The organism is Anaeromyxobacter sp. Red801 (genome assembly GCF_049201065.2).
Taxonomy (GTDB): Bacteria; Myxococcota; Myxococcia; order Myxococcales; family Anaeromyxobacteraceae; genus Anaeromyxobacter.
This window is the reverse complement of the sequence record NZ_CM181236.1, coordinates 3,818,949-3,837,621: the sequence shown is the minus strand read 5'-3', so window position 1 is coordinate 3,837,621 and position 18,673 is coordinate 3,818,949. Positions and strand designations below refer to the sequence as shown.

General features: G+C 73.1%; 14 protein-coding genes and 1 pseudogene. 6 read left to right on the top strand and 9 right to left on the bottom strand.

What is annotated here, in order from left to right:
- Positions 1-9: 9 nt before the first annotated feature.
- The 9 genes from gspG to rho form a co-directional block, all read right to left on the bottom strand.
- Positions 10-423 (bottom strand): type II secretion system major pseudopilin GspG, encoded by a 414-nt coding sequence (gene gspG, locus ACOQFB_RS17675; protein WP_059436906.1) that lies wholly within the window; start codon positions 421-423, stop codon positions 10-12.
- A gap of 2 nt (positions 424-425) precedes the next feature.
- Positions 426-1,655: a type II secretion system inner membrane protein GspF gene (gene gspF / locus ACOQFB_RS17670; protein ID WP_059436907.1), complete on the bottom strand. Its 1,230-nt coding sequence runs from the start codon at positions 1,653-1,655 to the stop codon at positions 426-428.
- Between the two features lie 31 nt (positions 1,656-1,686).
- Entirely contained in the window at positions 1,687-3,486 is a 1,800-nt protein-coding gene (gene gspE / locus ACOQFB_RS17665) for a type II secretion system ATPase GspE (RefSeq protein WP_421608954.1), read from the bottom strand.
- A 32-nt stretch (positions 3,487-3,518) separates the two neighbouring features.
- Positions 3,519-6,227 carry a type II secretion system secretin GspD gene (gene gspD / locus ACOQFB_RS17660; protein ID WP_059436909.1) on the bottom strand — a complete coding sequence of 903 codons (2,709 nt, stop codon included), beginning with the start codon at positions 6,225-6,227 and terminating at the stop codon, positions 3,519-3,521.
- Between the two features lie 19 nt (positions 6,228-6,246).
- On the bottom strand, positions 6,247-7,230 hold the full coding sequence (gspC, locus tag ACOQFB_RS17655) for a type II secretion system protein GspC (protein WP_421608953.1): 984 nt from the start codon (positions 7,228-7,230) through the stop codon (positions 6,247-6,249).
- 186 nt (positions 7,231-7,416) lie between these two features.
- Positions 7,417-8,850, bottom strand: coding sequence for a sigma-54-dependent transcriptional regulator (locus tag ACOQFB_RS17650; RefSeq protein WP_059436910.1), 1,434 nt, complete (start codon positions 8,848-8,850; stop codon positions 7,417-7,419).
- 37 nt (positions 8,851-8,887) lie between these two features.
- A complete protein-coding gene (locus tag ACOQFB_RS17645) occupies positions 8,888-9,091 on the bottom strand; it encodes a hypothetical protein (RefSeq protein ID WP_059436911.1) in 204 nt (67 codons plus the stop codon).
- A gap of 113 nt (positions 9,092-9,204) precedes the next feature.
- Positions 9,205-9,567 carry a 50S ribosomal protein L31 gene (rpmE, locus tag ACOQFB_RS17640; protein WP_059436912.1) on the bottom strand — a complete coding sequence of 121 codons (363 nt, stop codon included), beginning with the start codon at positions 9,565-9,567 and terminating at the stop codon, positions 9,205-9,207.
- 142 nt (positions 9,568-9,709) lie between these two features.
- A complete protein-coding gene (gene rho / locus ACOQFB_RS17635; RefSeq protein WP_059436913.1) occupies positions 9,710-11,023 on the bottom strand; it encodes a transcription termination factor Rho in 1,314 nt (437 codons plus the stop codon).
- A gap of 254 nt (positions 11,024-11,277) precedes the next feature.
- On the opposite strand from rho, the gene ACOQFB_RS17630 reads away from it, so the two are divergent.
- From ACOQFB_RS17630 to ACOQFB_RS17605, 6 genes and pseudogenes are all read left to right on the top strand, one after another.
- Positions 11,278-12,762, top strand: coding sequence for a hypothetical protein (locus tag ACOQFB_RS17630; RefSeq protein ID WP_421609116.1), 1,485 nt, complete (start codon positions 11,278-11,280; stop codon positions 12,760-12,762).
- Positions 12,759-12,867, top strand: a pseudogene (locus ACOQFB_RS17625) (type IV pilin protein); the annotation flags it as partial. The gene ACOQFB_RS17630 and the pseudogene ACOQFB_RS17625, both read left to right, overlap by 4 nt.
- A gap of 520 nt (positions 12,868-13,387) precedes the next feature.
- On the top strand, positions 13,388-15,451 hold the full coding sequence (ligA, locus tag ACOQFB_RS17620) for an NAD-dependent DNA ligase LigA (protein ID WP_421608952.1): 2,064 nt from the start codon (positions 13,388-13,390) through the stop codon (positions 15,449-15,451).
- A 3-nt stretch (positions 15,452-15,454) separates the two neighbouring features.
- Positions 15,455-15,736 (top strand): acylphosphatase, encoded by a 282-nt coding sequence (locus ACOQFB_RS17615; RefSeq protein WP_059436917.1) that lies wholly within the window; start codon positions 15,455-15,457, stop codon positions 15,734-15,736.
- Positions 15,737-15,907: 171 nt separating this feature from the next.
- The gene (locus tag ACOQFB_RS17610; RefSeq protein ID WP_494492301.1) at positions 15,908-18,292 is read left to right on the top strand and encodes a TIGR03960 family B12-binding radical SAM protein; all 2,385 of its coding nucleotides are present in this window, start codon (positions 15,908-15,910) and stop codon (positions 18,290-18,292) included.
- Between the two features lie 77 nt (positions 18,293-18,369).
- Complete coding sequence (locus ACOQFB_RS17605; protein WP_494492300.1) at positions 18,370-18,606, top strand: hypothetical protein; 237 nt, start codon at positions 18,370-18,372, stop codon at positions 18,604-18,606.
- Positions 18,607-18,673: the final 67 nt, after the last annotated feature.

Below are 18,673 nucleotides of genomic sequence, written 5' to 3'. Positions count from 1 at the left end.
CGCCCGGCCTCACGGGTTCACGACGTCGGCGTTCTCGCCCTCGCCGCCGGGCTGGCCGTCGGCGCCGTAGCTCTTCACGTCGTAGCCGTCCTGGTGCGTCTGGCCCGGGTACAGGTAGACGTACTCCTTGTCCCACGGGTCCTTCAGCGTCCCGTCCTTGTTGGCCTTGAGGATGTTCTCCTTGATGAGGATCGAGAGGCCCTCCTCGGTGGTCGGGTAGCGGCCCTTCAGCACCTTGAACGTGTCCACGCCGTCCGCGATCTTGCGGACGTCGTTCTTGGCGGTGTCCACGCGGGCCTTGGACATCTGGCCGACCACGTTCACGGCCACCGCGGAGGCGATCAGGCCGAGGATCACGATCACCACCATGATCTCGATGAGGGTCATGCCGCGCTGGGCGCGGCGACGGTTGCGGGCGTGCATCTCTAGCCTCCTGCGAGGTTGTTGATCTGGAGGATGGGGAGAAGGACGGAGAACACGATGAAGGCGACCACCACGCCCATCGCGACGATCATGAGCGGCTCGAGCAGCGAGGTGAGCGCGCCCACCGTCGTCTCGACCTGGTCCTCGTACGCCTTGGCGACGTTCCCGAGCATCTCCTCGAGCGCGCCGGAGCGCTCGCCGATCGCCACCATGTGGTAGACGAGCGGCGGGAACTCGCCGGAGCGCTTGAGCGGGGCGGCGATGGACTCGCCCTCCCGGATGGCGTCGCGGGCCTGGTCGATCACGTCGGCGAGCCGCGTGTTGCCGACGATGTTCTTCACGATCTCCATGGCGGTGAGCAGCGGGACGCCGCTGCGGAGCAGCGTGGAGAGCGTGCGCGCGAAGCGGCTGATGGCGATCTGGCGGGTCAGCGGGCCGAAGATCCAGAAGCGCAGCGCCGCGCGATCCCAGGCGGCGCGCCCGGCCGGCGTCCGGCGCCACCGCAGGAAGCCCCAGATCGCGAGCACGACCAGCGCGAGCAGGAGCCACCAGTAGTCGGCGACGAACTGCGAGACGGCGATGAGCGCCCGCGTGTTCCAGGGGAGCTGCGCCTTCGTGTCCTCGAAGATCTTGGTGATCTTCGGGATGACGACGGTGAACAGCACCCCCAGGATGATCGAGCCGATCACCACCATGGCGGCCGGGTAGGCCATCGTGCCGAGGATCTTGGAGCGCAGCCGGGCCTGGCTCTCGGTGAAGTCGGCCAGCCGGACCAGCACCACCTCGAGCGCGCCGGAGTGCTCGCCGGCGCGGATCATGTTCACGTACAGCGTCGAGAACACGCGCGGGTGGGCGGCGAGCGCGTCGGCCAGGGCCGCGCCCTCGTTCACGCGCTGCTTCACGTCGCCGAGCACGCGCTTGAGCCGCTCGTGCTCGACCTGGTCCACCAGCGCGGTGAGCGCCTCGACCAGCGGGATGCCCGCGCCCACCAGCACGGCGAGCTGGCGGGTGGCGATGGCGAGGTTCACCGGGCCGACGCGCCCCACCATCCAGCGGCGCACGCTCACCTCGCGCGCCTGCTGGGCCTTCACCTGCTGCTCGCCCAGCACCTCGGTGAGGAACACGCCGTCGCGGCGCAGCACGCTGCGCAGCGCCTTCGGCGAGTCGGCCTCGCGCAGGCCCTGGATCGCCTTGCCCTGGGCGTCGTACGCCTTGTACTCGAAGACCGGCATCAGGCGGCTCCGTGGGCGCGCGGCGCGCCGCTCACCGGATGTCCTCCGCGGTGACCGACAGCACCTCGGCCGCGGTGGTGATGCCGCGCGCGACCTTGTAGGCGCCGTGCTCCATGAGCGTCACCATCCCGCGCTCGACGGCGGCGCGCTTGATGGTGGTGGCGTCCACCGACTTGAGGATGAGCGGGCGGACGTCGTCGTCCACCATCATCAGCTCGTAGATGCCGGTCCGGCCCTGGTAGCCGGTGTGGTTGCAGGCCGGGCAGCCCACCGCCTTGTAGAGGTGGGTCGGGTTCCCGGCCTGGTGCAGGATCTCGGGCGTGAGGCCGGCCAGCGCGCGCTCCTCGGCGGTGGGGACGTAGGGCTTCTTGCAGGTCGGGCAGAGCACGCGCACCAGGCGCTGCGCCAGCACGCCCACCAGCGAGGAGGCCACCAGGAACGGCTGGACCCCCATGTCCACCAGGCGCGTGATGGCCCCGGCGGCGTCGTTGGTGTGCACGGTGGAGAGCACCAGGTGGCCGGTGAGCGACGCCTGGATGGCGATCTCGGCGGTCTCCAGGTCGCGGATCTCGCCGACCATGATGACGTCGGGATCCTGGCGGAGGAACGAGCGCAGCCCGCTCGCGAAGGTCAGGTCGATCTTCGGGTTGACCTGCACCTGGCCAACGCCCTTCAGCGGGATCTCGACCGGATCCTCGATGGTGAGGATGTTCAGGTCGGGCGAGTTGATCTTGGCGAGCGCGGCGTAGAGCGTGGTGGTCTTGCCGGAGCCGGTCGGGCCGGTGACCAGCACGATGCCGTGCGAGCGGGTGATGAGCGTGTCCATCACCTTCAGCTGCCAGTCCTCGAAGCCGAGCTCGGCCAGGTCCAGCACCACGTTGGACTTGTCGAGGAGGCGCATCACGATGCGCTCGCCGTGGGCGGTGGGCACCGTGGAGAGGCGGATGTCCACGTCCTTGCCGGCGATCTTGATGCGGATGCGGCCGTCCTGCGGCAGCCGCTTCTCGGCGATGTTGAGGCCGCCCATGATCTTGATGCGGCTGCCGATGGAGGCCTGGAAGCGCTTCGGGGGGCGGATCACCTCGCGGAGCACGCCGTCGATCCGGTAGCGCACCGAGATGTCCTTCTCCTCCGGGTTGATGTGGATGTCGCTGGCGCGCTCCTTCACCGCGCGGAACAGGAGCGAGTTGACCAGGCGGATGATGGGCGCCTCGTCGTCCGCCTCGAGGAGGTCGGTCGGCTCCTGCAGCTCGTGCGCGACGCTCTCGAGGTCCTCGGTCTCGAGGTCCTCCATGAGCTTGTCGTGCTCGTCGGCGGCGCGGTCGTACACCGCGTTGATGGCGTCGAGCACCACCTGCGGCGGCGCCACCTCCGGCGCCACCGCGGCGCCGAGCAGCATCGACACCGAGTCCTGCGCGGCGGTGTCGAGCGGGTCGCCCACCGCCACGCGGATCGCGTCCCCCGCGGTGCCGAGCGGCAGCACCTTCGACTGCTTGGCGAAGTGGATGGGCACCTTGGCCGCGAGCTCGCCGGGCACCGACTCGGGGTCGATGCGCTCGACGAAGGGGAGGTCGAGCTGGGCCGCGAGCGCGCGCAGCACGTCCTCCTCGCTGACGGCCTTCAGGCGGACGAGGATCTCGCCGAGCCGCTGCCCGGCCTGCTCGCCCTGCTGCAGCGCGAGCGCCTCCTCGAGGCGCGCCGGATCCAGCCCGGCGATCTCCCTGAGGATCTCGCCGATGGGGCGGCCGGAGAGGCCCGGCGCGGCGGCGAGCCCGGGGACGGCGCCCTGGACGGCGGCCCGGGCGGTGTCGATCTGTGCGTCGTTCGGCATGAGGATCCCGTGAAACGGACGGTCCGCCCCGCTCATTCCTGCGGCGGAGTCCCTCCCGGCGCGGCCGGCTCGCCGGCGGGCGGCGCCTGCTGCGGCGAGAGCCGCTCGATCGGCTCGGGCGTGCCCTCGGGCGGCGGGGCCGCCTCGGGCGCGGCCTCCGGCTCGGGCGGGGGGGCGGGGGAGGTCGGGCGCGGCACCGGGACGACGGTGGTGGAGGGCGGGCCGCCGGCGGGGGGAGCGGACAGGTACTCGCCCGGCGCGCCGCCGCCGCCGTTCTCGATGCGCGAGGTCTCCTGGCTGACGCCCTGGCGCAGCCGCGAGTAGGGGCCGGTCTTGCGGCTGAAGTCCACGTCCACGTCGTAGCGCGGCTGCCGGCCGTAGAACTGCTCGATGAACTGCTGCTGCTCCTCGCGCTTCTTCTCGTAGATGCGCCGGTAGTCCGCCTCGTCGCGGATGATGTACGGCGTGAGGAAGAGCAGCAGGTTCACCTTCTGCTTGGTGGTGGTGGTGTCGCGGAACAGCCAGCCGAGGATGGGCAGGCTGCCCAGGAACGGGATCTTGGACACGCTGCGGATGGCGCGGTCCTGGATCAGGCCGCCGATCACGATCGTGCTCTGGTCCCGCGCCACGATCTGCGTCTTGACGCTGCGCTTGGCGGTGGTCGGGCCGAGCTGCGGGTCCTTCTCCGCGATCTCCTCGGTCTGCTCCTCGATGGAGAGGCGGATGTTCCCACCCTCGTTGATCTGCGGCTTGATCTTGAGCTTCAGCTCCACGTTCTGCCGCTGGATGGGCGCGTAGAGCGAGCTCAGGCCCTGGGTGCCGAGCGCGGAGCCGACGGTGCTGCTGGCGCCGGTGCCGGAGCCGGAGAGCAGGTTGGACAGGCCGGACGGCGCGTAGCCGGACTGGAACGGCACGTTCTGGCCGACCGTGATCTCCGACTCCTCGTTGTCGGTGGCGAGCAGGTGCGGCGTGGAGAGCACGTTCACGTCGGAGTTGGACTGCAGCGCCTGGATGAGCAGGCCGAGGCTGGGGATGTTGCCGAAGCCCAGGTCCTTCAGCTCCGCGGAGATCGGTCCGGTGTAGCCGGTGAGGAAGCCGCCCAGCGCGATCGCGCTCGACATGTCGAGCGAGTTGACGCGCCCGGTCTGCGAGGAGAGCGGGATGACGCCGGTGTCGCCCTTGTACTTGTACGGGATGGCGCCGTGCGCGCTGACGCCGAGCTCCATGGAGTTCTTGAGGTTCACCTCCATGATCACCGCCTCGACGAACACCTGGCGGCGCGGCCGGTCGAGCTTCTCGACGAGGCGCTGGACCGCGGCGAAGTCCGCCCCGCTCGCCTGCACGAGCAGCGCGTTCTGCGTCTTGTCGGCGGTGATCTTCACCTCGCCCGAGAACAGCTCGGCGGTGACCTCGCCGGCCGGCGCGGGCGTCGCCGCGGCCGGGGGCGCCCCGGGCATGCCCGCCGGACGCGCCGCCGGCTGCGTGGGCGCGCCGGGGGTGGTGGTGCGCTTGGCCTGGCCCTGGGCCAGGTTGGAGAGCGTGGTGGCGAGCTCCTCCGCGTTCGCGTTCTTGAGGAACAGCACGTGGACGCCGCCGTCGGCGCTGGTGGGCACGTCGAGCTGCTGCACCAGCTCCATGATCTGCTGGAAGCTCTTCTCGTCGGCGATGACGATGAGCTTGTTGGTGCGGTCGTCGGGGAGGACCTTGTAGACCGAGACCTCCACCGCGCCGCCCGCGGGCTGGGTGGTGGGCACGCCGGGCCGCCCCGGGCCGGCGCTCGAGATGCGCGCCGGGCGCGGGGACCGCCCGCCCTGCGCCTGGAAGATCTGGTTCACCTTGTCGGCCAGGTCCTTCGCGGACGCGTAGCGGACCTGGACGATGCGGACCAGGTCGCCGCCGCCGACCTTGTCGATCGCCTCGATCATCTTCTCGATGCGGCGGATGTTGAGGCCGGTGTCGGTGATGACCAGCGTCGAGGGCGGGATCGACTGGATGTCCGCGCCCTGCGGCGAGATGAAGTTGCCCATCACCCCGCGGAGCTGGTCGGCGTCGGCGTACTGCAGGCGGATCACCTTGGTGATGACCTGCTCGCTCGCCGGCGTGCCGCTCTCCGGGTCGGTGTACGTCGGGATGGGCATCTTCTTGCTGTCGGCGGCGCGGCCCAGGCGCCAGTACCGGCCCGTCGGGTAGACGGTGATGTTGTTCGCGTTCAGCGCGGCGAGGAACGCGGCGTAGGCCTCCTCGGCCGTGACCGGCGTCTTGGAGAGCAGCGTGATCTTCCCGCGCGCCACGTCCTCCGTGTAGATGAAGTTGCGGCAGGTCCAGCGGCTGGCCTGCTCGAGCACGTCCACCACCTCGGCCCGGTTGAACGTCAGCATGAAGCGCCCCTGCATCGGGACGCACTTGCCGTTCGCGGCCGGCAGCGTGGTCTCGGCCTCGCCGCCGCCGCCGCGCGCGGGCGCGGGGGTGGGCGTGGCCGCGCCGCCCGGGCGCGGGGCCGGCGAGGTGGGCCGGCCCGGGGGCGGGCGCGCGCCGTTCGGCGAGATCGGGGCCACGCCGCCCGGGCCGATGGAGGTCCCCGGGGGCGGCGGCGTGGTGGGGATGCCGGTCGGCGGCGAGGTGGGCCGGGTGGTGGGCGGGCGCGGCCGGGCCGGCGACTCGGGGTCGTCGGTCGGGCGCAACGGCACCTGCGCGGCGGCGAGCACCGGGACGAGCAACGTCGTGGCGAGGAGCTTCTTCATGGCGTTCCCTCGGCCGGGATCACGGGCCGGTGATGTTGTACTCCTTGCGGATCGGCTGCCCCTGCCGCTCGAGCTCGATCGTCACGTGCCCGGAGTCGCGCAGCTTCTGGTACAGCTCGAGCGCCTTCTCGGGCGAGTTGAGCTCGTACCCGTTCACGCGCTGGATGACGTCGCCGTTCTCGATGCCGATCGAGGCGTAGAGCGAGCCCGGCTGGATCGAGAACAGCTTGAACCCGTTCGCCACGCCGTTCTTGAACGACGGGACGATGCGGGCCTGGGTGGCGATGGCGCTCAGGTTGTTGAGCGTGCCGTCGATGACCTTGCGGTCGATCTCGTACTTGTCCTTCGAGACCGCGCGCACGCCCTCCATCGGCCCCGGCGCGCCCGGGCGCGGGCTGGGCCGCGGCACCGACGAGTAGCCGAGGTTGGTGCCGGCGTCCGGCGCCTCGCTCCCGCCGCCCTCGAAGTCCAGGTACTCCTTCGTGCCGCGGTTGCACACCACCGCGATCACCTTGAACGCGTTCCCGGTGACGTCGCCGCCGTCGCGGACGCGCTGCAGGCCGAGCAGCTGGGCGCCCTGGATCCGGTCGCCCACCCCGAGCACCACCGTCTCGCGCGTGGTGAGGTCGGTGATGGTCGCGAGCGAGAAGCGCGGCTGCTCGGCGACCACGCCGGCCACCAGCGCGAGCCGCAGGTCGGAGCGGGCCGGCTCGGCGCGCGGATCGGCGCAGTTCTGCGGGCGCGCGGGCGCCGCCGGCGTCGCGTCGGCGGACTGCTGCGGCGGCTCCCGTCCGATGAGGTGGTACAGCCGCGCCTCGTCGATCGAGGCGGGCAGCACCGTCCGGGCGGGCGCGGGAGGCGGCAGCGCGAGCTCCGCCTGCGGCCTCGGCCGGATCACCGCGCCGACGAGTGTGTTGACGGTCTTCGCCGTGAGCCAGGCCGCCGCGAACAGCAGCGCGAGGTTCGCGGTCCAGGCGTACTTGCGGAAGAAGAGGTCGAGCATGGGAGCGGCCAGGGGCCGGGATGAGCAACCGTCGTGCCACGGAGACGGGCCCTGGCCGATGCACAACATGCCGGGAACACATGCAAATCCCAGCCGGTGCGCCCGCCCGAGGGGAGCGTCGGCCCCGCCGCTGCCAATTTGGCAAGGCCGCCCCGGCGCGCCCCGCGCCGCCGCCAAATTGGCAGGCTACTCCGCGCCCTCGCCGCCGCCCTCCGGCGGACCGAGGAGGCGCCCATCCTCGTCGCGATCGAGCTTCCGGTAGATGGTCCGCGCGGCGATGCCGAGGAGCTGCGCCGCCAGGTTCTTGTCACCGTGGGTGTGGCGGAGCGTCTCGCGGATCACGCGCCGCTCGATCTCGTCCATGGGCGTGCCGAGCGGCACCGTGAGCACCGGGGCGCCGGCCGGTCCGGCGGGCGGCGCCGGCTCCGCGGCGGCCGGTCCCGCCGCGCGGATGGCCTCCGGGAGGTCGCCGACCTCGACCGCGTCGGCGCGGGTGAGCACCACGGCGCGCTCGATGGCGTGCTGCAGCTCGCGCACGTTGCCCGGCCAGGCGTAGCGCTCCAGCGCGGCCATGGCGCCCGGCGTGAACCCGGCGACCGGCTTCCCGTTGCGCTCGGCCATGCGGCGCAGGAAGGCCATGGCGAGCAGCGGCACGTCCTCGCGCCGCTCGCGCAGCGGCGGGAGGCGCACCCGCACCACGTCGAGCCGGTAGAACAGGTCCTCGCGGAAGCGGCCCGCCTTCACCTCGGCGGCGAGGTCCTTGTTCGTCGCGGCCACCACCCGCACGTCCACGCGCACCGGCTCGTTCCCACCCACGCGCTCGAGCACCCCGTCCTGCAGGAACCGGAGCAGCTTCACCTGCACCGCCGGCGACATCTCGCCGATCTCGTCGAGGAACAGCGTGCCGCCGTGGGCGCGCTCGAAGCGCCCGTCCTTGCGCGCCACCGCGCCGGTGAACGCGCCCTTCTCGTGGCCGAACAGCTCGGACTCGAGCAGCGTCTCCGGGATGGCCGCGCAGTGGATGGGCACGAACGGCCCGGCGGCGCGCGGCGACAGGTCGTGCACCAGCCGCGCGGCGAGCTCCTTGCCGGTGCCGCTCTCGCCGAGGAGCAGCACGGTCGCCTGCGTCGGCGCGGCCTGGCGCAGGATCTCCAGCACGGCGCGGAACGCCGGCGCGTCCCCGAGGAGCGCGCCCGCGCCGCCGGGCGCGAGCTCGGCCAGGCGCGCCTTCAGCGCGCGGTTCTCCGCGACCAGCGAGGCGCGCTCCAGCGCCTGGCGCACCGCCTTCACGATGGCGTGGCGCTTCACGGGCTTGGTGATGAAGTCGTAGGCGCCCTGCTTCATGGCGGCGACCGCCGCCTCCACGGTGCCGTAGGCGGTCATCACCACCACCTCGGACTCCGGCGACACCGCCTTCACCGCGCGGAGCAGCTCGTCCCCGCTCATGCCCGGCATCATCAGGTCGGTGACCACCACGGCGGCGCGCTCGCGCCGGAGCACCTCCAGCGCGGCGGAACCGGAGCCGGCGAGCGCCACGCGCCAGCCCTCGCGCTCGAAGATCTTGCCGAGCGACTCGAGGTTGGGGCTCTCGTCGTCGACGACCAGGACGAGGGGGGACACGGCGGGGAGGATATACCGTCCGCGCGCCGGCCGGGCGTCAGCCGGCGTCGGCGGCCGGCGCGGACGGGGCCGCCGGGGCCGGCGCGGCGGGGACCGCCGGCGGGCTGCCGAGCGCGGCGCGGATCTCCGGGGCGAAGAGCGCCACCGCGCCGGCGGCCAGGATCGCGAGCGCGCCGACCAGCAGCAGGTACTCGGTGAGCCCCTGCCGCGACGGTCTGGAGCGGTGCGCCGGCTCGGCCATGATCGACCTGTAGATCGGGCCCGGCCCGCGGGCAAGCGCACGCCCGCCGCGGAAAAGGAAAGAGCGGCGCCGGATGGCGCCGCTCTCGGAACCTGCGGACCGCTCGCCTGCGACTACTCGGGCTTCGCCTCGGCGGCGGGCGCCTCGGCGGCCGGAGCGGCCTCGGACTTCTTGCTCTTGCCGGCCTTCGCGCGCTTCGCGGCGCGGTTCTCCTTGGCCTCGAGCTTCTTCGCCGGCTCGGCGGCGGGCGCCTTCTTGGCGGGCTCGGCCTTGGCCGGGGTGGCGGCGTAGCGCGTCTTGAAGCGCTCGATGCGGCCGGCCGTGTCCATGATCTTCTGCTTGCCCGTGAAGAACGGGTGGCAGTTCGAGCAGATCTCGATGTGGAAGTCGCCGCGCACGGAGCGGGTCTCGATGACGTTCCCGCAGGCGCAGAGGACCTTCGTGGCCTTGTAGTCGGGGTGGATGCCTTCCTTCATGCTCGCCTCTGGGCCGCTTGCATCGCCGTGGTCGGCGATGGTCCGGGCCCGGTTGTGGAACCGCGGGATCTAGTCGGATCGCGGGGATAGGTCAAGCGGAGCGCGCCGCGGGCGGGGACTCCCTCCTGCGGGCGAGCGGCCCCTACTTGCCGCCGCCGACCATCATCTTGAAGAACTCGTCGTGGTTCTTCACCTGGCGGAACTTGTCCAGGATGAACTTCATCGCCTCGACGTTGTCGAGGCCGTTCAGGATGGTCTGGCGCAGAATGTAGATCTTCGAGAGCCAGTCGGCCGGCAGGAGCAGCTCCTCCTTGCGCGTGCCGCTCTTCCCGATGTCCATGCAGGGGAAGATGCGCTTCTCCATCAGCTTGCGGTCGAGCACGATCTCGGAGTTCCCGGTGCCCTTGAACTCCTCGAAGATCACCTCGTCCATGCGGCTGCCGGTGTCGACGAGCGCGGTGCCGATGATGGTGAGCGAGCCGCCCTCCTCGATGTTGCGGGCGGCGCCGAAGAAGCGCTTCGGCTTGTGCAGCGCGTTCGAGTCCACGCCGCCGGAGAGGATCTTGCCCGAGGGCGGCACGGTCGAGTTGTAGGCGCGCGCGAGGCGGGTGATCGAGTCGAGCAGGATCACCACGTCCTTCTTGTGCTCGACCAGCCGCCGGGCCTTCTCGATCACCATCTCCGCGACCTGCACGTGCCGGGTGGCGGGCTCGTCGAAGGTGGAGGCGACCACCTCGCCCCGCACCGTCCGCTCCATGTCGGTGACCTCCTCGGGCCGCTCGTCGATGAGCAGGACGATGAGGGTGCACTCCGGGTGATTGGTGGTGACGGCGTGCGCGATGTTCTGGAGGAGCACCGTCTTGCCGGCGCGCGGCGGCGACACGATCAGGCAGCGCTGCCCCTTGCCGATGGGCGCGAACAGGTCCACCACCCGCGTGGTCATCTCGGCGGGATCGTGCTCGAGCGTCAGCCGCTGGGTCGGGTAGAGCGGCGTCAGGTTGTCGAAGAGGACCTTGGCCTGGTTCTCCTCGGGCGGCTCGCCGTTGATGGTGTCCACCTTCAGCAGCGCGAAGTAGCGCTCGCCTTCCTTGGGCTGGCGCACCGTGCCGCGCACCGTGTCGCCGGTGCGCAGGTTGAAGCGGCGGATCTGCGAGGGCGAGACGTAGATGTCGTCGGGGCCCGGCAGGTAGGAGAAGTCCGGGCTGCGCAGGAAGCCGAAGCCGTCGGGCAGCACCTCCAGCGTCCCCTCGCCGCCGACCTCCATCTCCTCCTTGGCCGCCTCCGCCGCCTTCGACTGCGCCTGGAGGATCGCGAAGATGAGGTCCTGCTTCTTGAGCGCGCCCGCGGACTCGACGTTGAGGTCGCGCGCCAGCTTGGCGAGCTCCGCGACCTTCATGTGCTTGAGGTCGGTGAGGCTGGACGTGCTCGACGTGGCTGTCGGTGCGGGTGCGGGCATGTCGGTTCTCGGGGAGCTGGGCCGCGCGCTGCGGAGCGGGCGTGGCCGGCGGAGGCTGCGGGCGGTCTCTGGGCGAGGCCTAGGAGAGGCGGCAAACGTATGCGGTCGGTTTCAGGGTGTCAACGCCGCACACCCGCGCCGCCGTCGCACCTCGCGTGTGCCATGAACGCGGGGGCCGGCGCACGGTGAGGTGAGATGCCCCGGCGGGTTAACATCCCCCCGGTCCGCGCGGGCCCGCGCCGAGAAGGAGATCGATGCCGAGCAGCAGCAGCCCAACCACCGAAGCCGTCGTCGCCGGGTCGAAGGCGTTCGCCGTCGCGCTGCTGGCGCCCGTCACCACGCGCCTCGGCACGCGCCCGCGCATCGCGGCGGACGCGGCGCAGGCGCTCTCGCTCTGCCGCGGGCCGGGCGGGCTCGTGGTGATCGAGTTCCAGGGGGAGGGCTCGCTGGCGGGCATCGAGCGGCTGCTGCGCGACGGCGGCGGCCTCCGCGTCCTGGCGGCGCTCGCGCCGGAGCACGCCGCGGCCGAGGCGCCGCTGCGCGCGCTCGGCGTCGAGCTGGCCCGCTGGGACGGCCGGCCGGACGGCGTGCTGGGCGCGATCGAGCGGATGGTGCGCGGCGCCGCGCCGGCCGCCGCGGCGAGCGCTGCTCCGGTGGTGAAGCCTCCTCCGCTCGCGGTGCCGCCGCCGCCTCCGTCTCCGTCTCCGTCGCCCGCGGGGCCGCCGCCCCTGGCGCGGAAGGCCACCGCGCCGCCGCCGGACCTCTCGTTCGAGGCGTTCGACGTCAGCGTGGACGACGCCTTCCCCGGCGAGCCGCCCGCGCCCGTCGCCCCGCCGAAGCCCGAGCCGCCGCGCGGGGGCGGCACCGTCTACGTCCCGCCGCCGCCCGCCGCGCGCGTGCTCTGGCCCGCGCAGTCCGCCTCCGCGGCGGACGCTCAGGCCGCGCTGGAGCGGGTCGCGTCCGGGGCCGCGCGCCCGGGCGATGCCCTCGACGGGCTCGCGGCGGGGATCGCCGGCGGGCTGTCCGAGCTCGAGCGCGCCGCGCTCGGCGACGGGCCCATGGCGCTCGACCCGGGCCCGATCCGCTCCGCCGCGGTGATGCGCCTCCGCGTCGCCTCGGCGCGCGCCTCGGCGCCGGCGGGCGGCTCCGAGGTGGACGGCGCCGCGGTGCAGGCGATGCTCGCCGACCTCGACGCGACGCTCGCGGCCGTGAACGGGCTCGCCGCCGGCGCCCCTCCGGACCTCCTCCCCGGGGTGGAGGCCGTCCGCAACGCGCTCGTCCGCGAGGCGATCGACTTCTCGGACCTCGCCCAGCGCATCGCCTCCGCCGGCGCCGTGGCCGCGACCGCGGCGCGCGCGCCCGCGCGGCCGGTGCAGGCGCGGGTGATCGCGGTGTCGGCGGAGCCGCGGCCGCGGCGGTCGTGGGTCCCGTGGGCGTTGCTGGTGATCGCTGCGCTCGGCGCCGCGGGGTACCACGGCTGGCGCTACCAGCAGCGGCAGCGGTACGTCGCGAGCCTGAAGACGCTGCCCGGCGCGCCGGAGGGGATGATGCTCGTCCCGGCGCCGCCCGGCGCACCGCAGCTCCTCGTCCCGCTCGGCGGCAAGCGCCCCGACGCGGCGCAGGTGGAGCGGTTCAGGGCGCTGCAGCAGGCGCGCGGGTACGAGGTCCGGGAGATCGCGGGGGGAGGGCTGGAGGTCCGGCCGGCGCCGGTCGGATCGTCCGGAGGGAGCACGCCATGAGGTCGTCCCACGCCGTTCGCCGCGCACGCGGCTTCACGCTCATCGAGCTCATGATCGCGACCGCGATCGTCGGGCTGCTCGCCTCCATCGCGATCCCGACGTTCCAGCGCCTGACGATGCGCGCGAAGGCCGCGGAGCGCCACGAGCTCATCATCCGGATCAAGAAGGCCGTGGCGGACCTGTACAGCCAGAAGGGCGCCGTCGCGCCCCCGGACGGTGCGCTGGCGGGCGACCCCCAGCCGCCGCTCGACGGAATCGGCATCGCCAAGCGGATGCCGAACTGGAGGACCGCGGGCTGGTCGGAGGTCTTCCGCACCAGCGAGGAGATCGAGGGGGCCACGTACTACTCGTACGCGTTCCGCGCGACCGAGGGCGCCACGCCCACGCTGACCATCACCGTCATCGGCGACCTCGACGGCGATGGCCTCCTGAGCACGAAGGTGCTCACCTATCAGCGGGTGGAGGGGATGTACCAGCTCGTCGCCGAGGATCCGCCCGCCGGCTCCGAGGACCTCAACACCTTCTGAGCCGGCTGGGCCGCGCCCGGCCGCGCCGCCCCGGGCGCCCACGGCGGGTGCCGCTTTCCTCGTTGCCCGCGGCCCCCCGCCGCGCCATCCTTCGCGCCATGAAGAAGGCCGACGCCGCGGCGCGCGTCCGCGAGCTGCGCGAGCGGATCCGCGCGGCGGACCACGCCTACTACGTCCTCGACCAGCCCGTCCTCGCCGACGCCGAGTACGACCGGCTCATGCACGAGCTGCAGGCGGTCGAGGCCGAGCACCCGGAGCTCGTCACCGCGGACTCGCCCACGCAGCGGGTCTCCGGCGCGCCCTCGGAGCGCTTCGAGCGGGTGGTGCACCGCGAGCCCATGCTCTCGCTCGGCAACGTGCAGAGCGACGACGAGCTGCACGAGTTCGACGCGCGCGTGCGCCGGCTGCTGGGGCTGCCGGAGGGAGAGGCGGTCGGCTACGTGGTCGAGCCCAAGCTCGACGGGCTCGCGGTGGAGCTGGTGTACCGCGACGGCGCGTTCGCGGGCGGCTCCACCCGCGGCGACGGCGTCAACGGCGAGGACGTCACCGCGAACCTGCGGGTGGTGGGCGGGCTGGGCGCGAACCGCGGCGTGCCGCACGCGCTGGAGGGGAGGCCGCCGCCGCGCGTCGAGGTCCGCGGCGAGGTGCTGCTGTTCAAGGAGCACTTCGAGGCGATGAACCGGCAGCTGGTCCGCGCCGGCGAGGAGCCGTTCGCGAACCCGCGCAACGCCGCCGCCGGGACGCTGCGCCAGCTCGACTGGCGCGTCACCGCCCGCCGCCCGCTCTCCTTCGTCGCGTACGAGGCGCTGGTGCCGGGCGGCGACCCCTGGCGCACGCACTGGGACAAGCTGGAGGACCTCGCCGGCTGGGGCTTCGAGACCAACGCGGAGAACCGCCGCTGCCGCGGCATCGGCGAGGTGCTCGCCTACCGCGACCGCATGGCCGAGCGCCGCTTCGAGCTGCCCTACGACACCGACGGCATCGTGGTGAAGGTGGACGACCTCGACTGGCGGCGCCGGCTGGGCGCGGCCTCGAAGTTCCCGCGCTGGGCCGTCGCGTTCAAGTACCCGCCGCAGGAGGAGGCCACGAGGATCCGCCGGATCTGGGCGTCGGTGGGCCGCACCGGCGTGCTCACGCCCGTGGTGGACTTCGACCCGGTCCGCCTCTCCGGCGCGATGGTCGCGCGCGCCACGCTGCACAACGAGGACGAGATGCGCCGCAAGGACATCCTCGAGGGCGACTGGGTCCTGGTGCGGCGCGCCGGCGAGGTGATCCCCGAGGTGGTGAAGCCGCTCCCGGAGCGCCGGACCGGCGCGGAGCGGCCGTTCCGGTTCCCGGCCGAGTGCCCGGTGTGCGGCGCCCGGGTGGTGCGCGAGGAGGGCGAGAAGGTCTACCGCTGCACCGGCGCCGCCTGCCCGGCGCAGCTCGTGGGCCGGCTCTGCCACTTCGCGCAGCGCCGCGCCCTCGACGTCGAGGGGCTGGGCGAGAAGCTCGCCGCGGGCCTGGTGGAGCGCGGGCAGGTGAAGGACTTCGCCGACCTCTATGCGGTGCCGTTCGAGGTCTGGCAGCAGCTGTTCAGCCGCCCGCGCAAGGAGCAGGACGCGGCGGCGGCGCGCGAGCTGCCCGAGAAGAGCGCGCAGAACATGGTCGCGGCGCTGAAGCGCTCGCGGAGCACCACGCTGCGGCGGTTCCTGTTCGCGCTCGGCATCCCGCAGGTCGGCGAGGCGACCGCGGCCACGCTGGCGCGCCACTTCGGCGACCTCGCGCGCTTCATGGACGCGGACGAGGAGGCGCTGCTCGCGGTCCGCGACGTGGGCCCGGAGACGGCCTCGGAGATCCGCGCCTGGACGCAGGAGCCGCAGAACCGGCGGGTGGTCGAGCGGCTCCTCGCCGCCGGGGTGAGGCCCGAGGCCGAGGTGGTGGAGGCGCGCGGCCCGTTCGCCGGCAAGACGGTCGTGCTCACCGGCGGGCTCTCGGCGATGTCGCGCGACGACGCCAAGGCCGAGATCGAGCGGCGCGGCGGCAAGGTGTCGGGCAGCGTCTCGCGGAAGACCGACCTGGTCGTGGCGGGCGAGGAGGCCGGCTCCAAGCTGGAGAAGGCGAGATCGCTGGGCGTGCGGGTCGTCGGCGAGGAGGAGTTCGTGCGCCTGCTGAAGGAGTGAGCGATGGCCGATCGGGTCCGCGCGCGCATCGTGGTGTCCGGCCGCGTCCAGGGCGTGGCCTTCCGCCAGTCCACGGCGGACGAGGGGCGTCGCCTGGGGGTGAAGGGCTGGGTCCGCAACCTGCCCGACGGCCGGGTGGAGGCGGAGGTCGAGGGCGAGCGCGCCGCGGTGGGCGCGCTCGTCCGGTGGTGCCACGCGGGCCCGCCCGCCGCGCGGGTGGACGGGGTCGAGGTGGAGTGGGCGGACGCCGCCGGCGACCTGGGCGCGTTCGAGATCCGCTTCTGAGCCGGGCGCGTCCTGGGCGGGCTCCGCCCGCGGAGGGGGGCGTGCTGCGGGCTCGACCCGCGCCGCGCGCCGTGCTATTCAGCCCGGCTCCGCCGGAATCTCCCGCAGATCCGGCGCCTTCCACCCCGACCGGCGGGCGACACGCGGTTCGAACCCGCGGCCCGAAGGGACATGAAGACCGACCTCGCGCTCTCCTCGTCCGCGCTCGACGAGCTCGTCCTCCAGGCGCAGAAGCCCTCCCGCTACGTCGGCGCCGAGTTCGGCGCGGTGGTGAAGGACCTCTCCGCCGCCCGCGTCCGCTTCGCCCTGGCGTTCCCCGACACCTACGAGGTCGGGATGTCCAACCTGGGCTTCCGGCTGCTGTACCACCTGCTCAACGACCGGCCGGAGATCGCCTGCGAGCGCGTCTTCCTGCCGTGGCCGGACATGGAGGGCATGCTCCGCGCGCGCGGCCTCCCGCTGTTCACGCTCGAGTCGCGGGCGGCGGTGCGCGGGTTCGACGTGCTCGGCATCACGCTCCAGTTCGAGCTCGCCTACACGAGCGCGCTCGCCATGCTGGACCTCGCCGGCATCCCGCTGCTCGCGCGCGAGCGCGGCGACGAGGACCCGCTGGTGCTGGGCGGCGGCCCGTGCGCGTTCAACCCGGAGCCGGTGGCGGACTTCTTCGACGCGTTCGCGGTGGGCGAGGGCGAGGAGGTCGCGCTGGAGATCGCCGACGCGGTCGCGGAGAGCGGCTTCCGCCGCGGCGGCGCGACGCGCCCGGAGCTGCTCCGGCGCCTGGCGCGCATCCCGGGCGTCTACGTGCCCTCGCTGTTCGCGCCGCGCTACGACCCGGTCTCGCGCACGCTCGCCGCCATCGAGCCGCTCCTGCCCGGCTACGAGAAGGTCGAGCGCCGGGTGATGCCGGACCTGAACGCGCTCCCGACCAGCGCGTACACCCGCCCGCTCGTCCCGTTCATGCAGACGGTGCACGACCGCCTCCCCATCGAGCTGCAGCGCGGCTGCACCCGCGGCTGCCGCTTCTGCCAGGTCGGCATGATCACGCGCCCGACCCGGCAGCGCGATCCGAAGCAGGTGCTGGCGCTCGCCGAGACCGGCCTGCGCGCCTCCGGCTACGAGGAGGTGGGGCTGCTCTCGCTGTCCTCGGGCGACTACGGCGCGCTGAACGGGCTGCTCGACGACTTCCTGGCGCGCTGGGAGGGCGAGCGGATCGCCATGAGCCTGCCCTCGCTCCGCACCGAGACGATGAACGAGGCGCTCGCGCAGAAGATCGCCCGCATCCGCAAGACCGGCTTCACGCTCGCGCCGGAGGCCGCCACCGAGCGCATGCGCGCGGTGATCAACAAGGGCAACCGCGAGGAGGACCTCCTCCGGGCGGTCGAGTCGATCTTCGGGAACGGCTGGTCGCTCCTGAAGCTCTACTTCATGATCGGGCTCCCCGAGGAGCGCGACGAGGACGTGGTGGCCATCGCCGAGCTGGCGAAGCGCTGCCTCGCCGCCGCGCGCCGCGTGCTGCCCAAGGGCGAGGGCTCGCCGGCCATCCACCTCGGCGCGTCCACCTTCGTGCCGAAGCCGTTCACGCCGTTCCAGTGGGAGCCGATGATCCCGCCCGAGGAGACGCGGCGCCGGCAGGCGCTCGTCACCGCGGCGCTGGGCGGCCGGAACGGCGCGATCCAGTTCAAGCCGCACGACTCGCGGCAGTCGTCGATCGAGGGCGCGCTCGCGCTCGGGGATCGCCGCGTCGGCACCGCGGTGCTCGCCGCCTACCGCCGCGGCCAGCGCCTCGACGGCTGGAGCGAGTGGTTCGACGAGCGGAACTGGCTCGAGGCGTTCGCGGAGTGCGAGCGCGAGCACGGCGTCGGGCTGGACTGGTTCGCGCACCGCCGCCGGCGCCTCGACGAGGTGCTGCCCTGGGACCGCATCGACTGCGGCGTCACCAAGGCCTACCTCCAGAAGCAGCTCGCGGCGGCCCGCAACCTCGCCGAGGTGGCCGACTGCGTGCTCGAGCCGTGCACCGTGTGCGGCGCCTGCGACTACGACGTCGTGAAGAACCGCACCTACGAGGCGAAGGACTACGTCCCGGAGCCCCCGTGCCCGCCGCGCCCGGCCGATCCGCCGGTCCGTACGCTGGTGCGCGTCCGCTACGCGAAGCTCGGGCGGCTCGTGGCGCTCTCGCACCTCGAGACCATGCACGCCCTGCTCCGCGCCGTCCGGCGCGCCGGGCTGCCGGTGGCGTACTCGCAGGGCTACCACCCGAAGCCGCGCGTCTCGTTCGGTCCGGCGCTGCCGGTCGGCCTGGAGAGCCTGTGCGAGCACCTGGATCTCGATCTCCTCGGCGCGGTTGACCCGCAGGAGGTCCTGGCGCGGCTCGCCCCCGAGCTCCCGGAAGGGCTGAAGGTGCAGGAGGCCCACGTCCTCGACGCGCACGCCCCGTCGATCTCCGAGGCGCAGCGGGCCGTCCATTACCGCGCCGAGTTTCCTCGGGAAACCTGGGGGACGAGGCGACCCTCGAGGCGCGGGTCGCCGCGTTCCGCGACGCGGATCAGTCGGTCGTGACCCGCGCGGCGCCGCCCAGGCCCCGCGGAAAGGGCCGGGGCCAGAAGGTCGCAGCACGGAAGCAAAGAGAGATAGACTTGAAGGACATCGTGACCCACCTCGCGGTCGAAGGCCCGGGGACGGTCGCGTTCAGCTTGCGGGCGGATCCGTCCGGGAGCGCCAAGCCAGCCGAGGTGCTGGGGGCGATCTTCGGAGAAGACGGCACGCCGCCCCGGGGAGTGAAGGTTTTGAAGGAGGGCGTGAGCTTCGCGAGGAGCGGGCATGGACGGCCGGAGCCGAGCCAGCCCCGCGCGCCTCGCTACCTCGACGCCTGAACGTACGACGCGCCCCGCCGGTGCCGCGCACGAAACGCGGCCGCCGGGCGCGAGGAGACGCGAAGCT

Excerpts from the sequence above, each read along its gene's own strand:
- ligA (WP_421608952.1), top strand. The coding sequence starts at position 13,388 with ATGAAGAAGGCCGACGCCGCGGCGCGCGTCCGCGAGCTGCGCGAGCGG.
- gspE (WP_421608954.1), bottom strand. The coding sequence starts at position 3,486 with ATGCCGAACGACGCACAGATCGACACCGCCCGGGCCGCCGTCCAGGGC.
- rpmE (WP_059436912.1), bottom strand. The coding sequence starts at position 9,567 with ATGAAGGAAGGCATCCACCCCGACTACAAGGCCACGAAGGTCCTCTGC.
- gspF (WP_059436907.1), bottom strand. The coding sequence starts at position 1,655 with ATGCCGGTCTTCGAGTACAAGGCGTACGACGCCCAGGGCAAGGCGATC.
- gspG (WP_059436906.1), bottom strand. The coding sequence starts at position 423 with ATGCACGCCCGCAACCGTCGCCGCGCCCAGCGCGGCATGACCCTCATC.
- ACOQFB_RS17615 (WP_059436917.1), top strand. The coding sequence starts at position 15,455 with ATGGCCGATCGGGTCCGCGCGCGCATCGTGGTGTCCGGCCGCGTCCAG.
- gspC (WP_421608953.1), bottom strand. The coding sequence starts at position 7,230 with ATGCTCGACCTCTTCTTCCGCAAGTACGCCTGGACCGCGAACCTCGCG.
- ACOQFB_RS17630 (WP_421609116.1), top strand. The coding sequence starts at position 11,278 with ATGCCGAGCAGCAGCAGCCCAACCACCGAAGCCGTCGTCGCCGGGTCG.
- gspD (WP_059436909.1), bottom strand. The coding sequence starts at position 6,227 with ATGAAGAAGCTCCTCGCCACGACGTTGCTCGTCCCGGTGCTCGCCGCC.
- ACOQFB_RS17610 (WP_494492301.1), top strand. The coding sequence starts at position 15,908 with ATGAAGACCGACCTCGCGCTCTCCTCGTCCGCGCTCGACGAGCTCGTC.
- ACOQFB_RS17645 (WP_059436911.1), bottom strand. The coding sequence starts at position 9,091 with ATGGCCGAGCCGGCGCACCGCTCCAGACCGTCGCGGCAGGGGCTCACC.
- rho (WP_059436913.1), bottom strand. The coding sequence starts at position 11,023 with ATGCCCGCACCCGCACCGACAGCCACGTCGAGCACGTCCAGCCTCACC.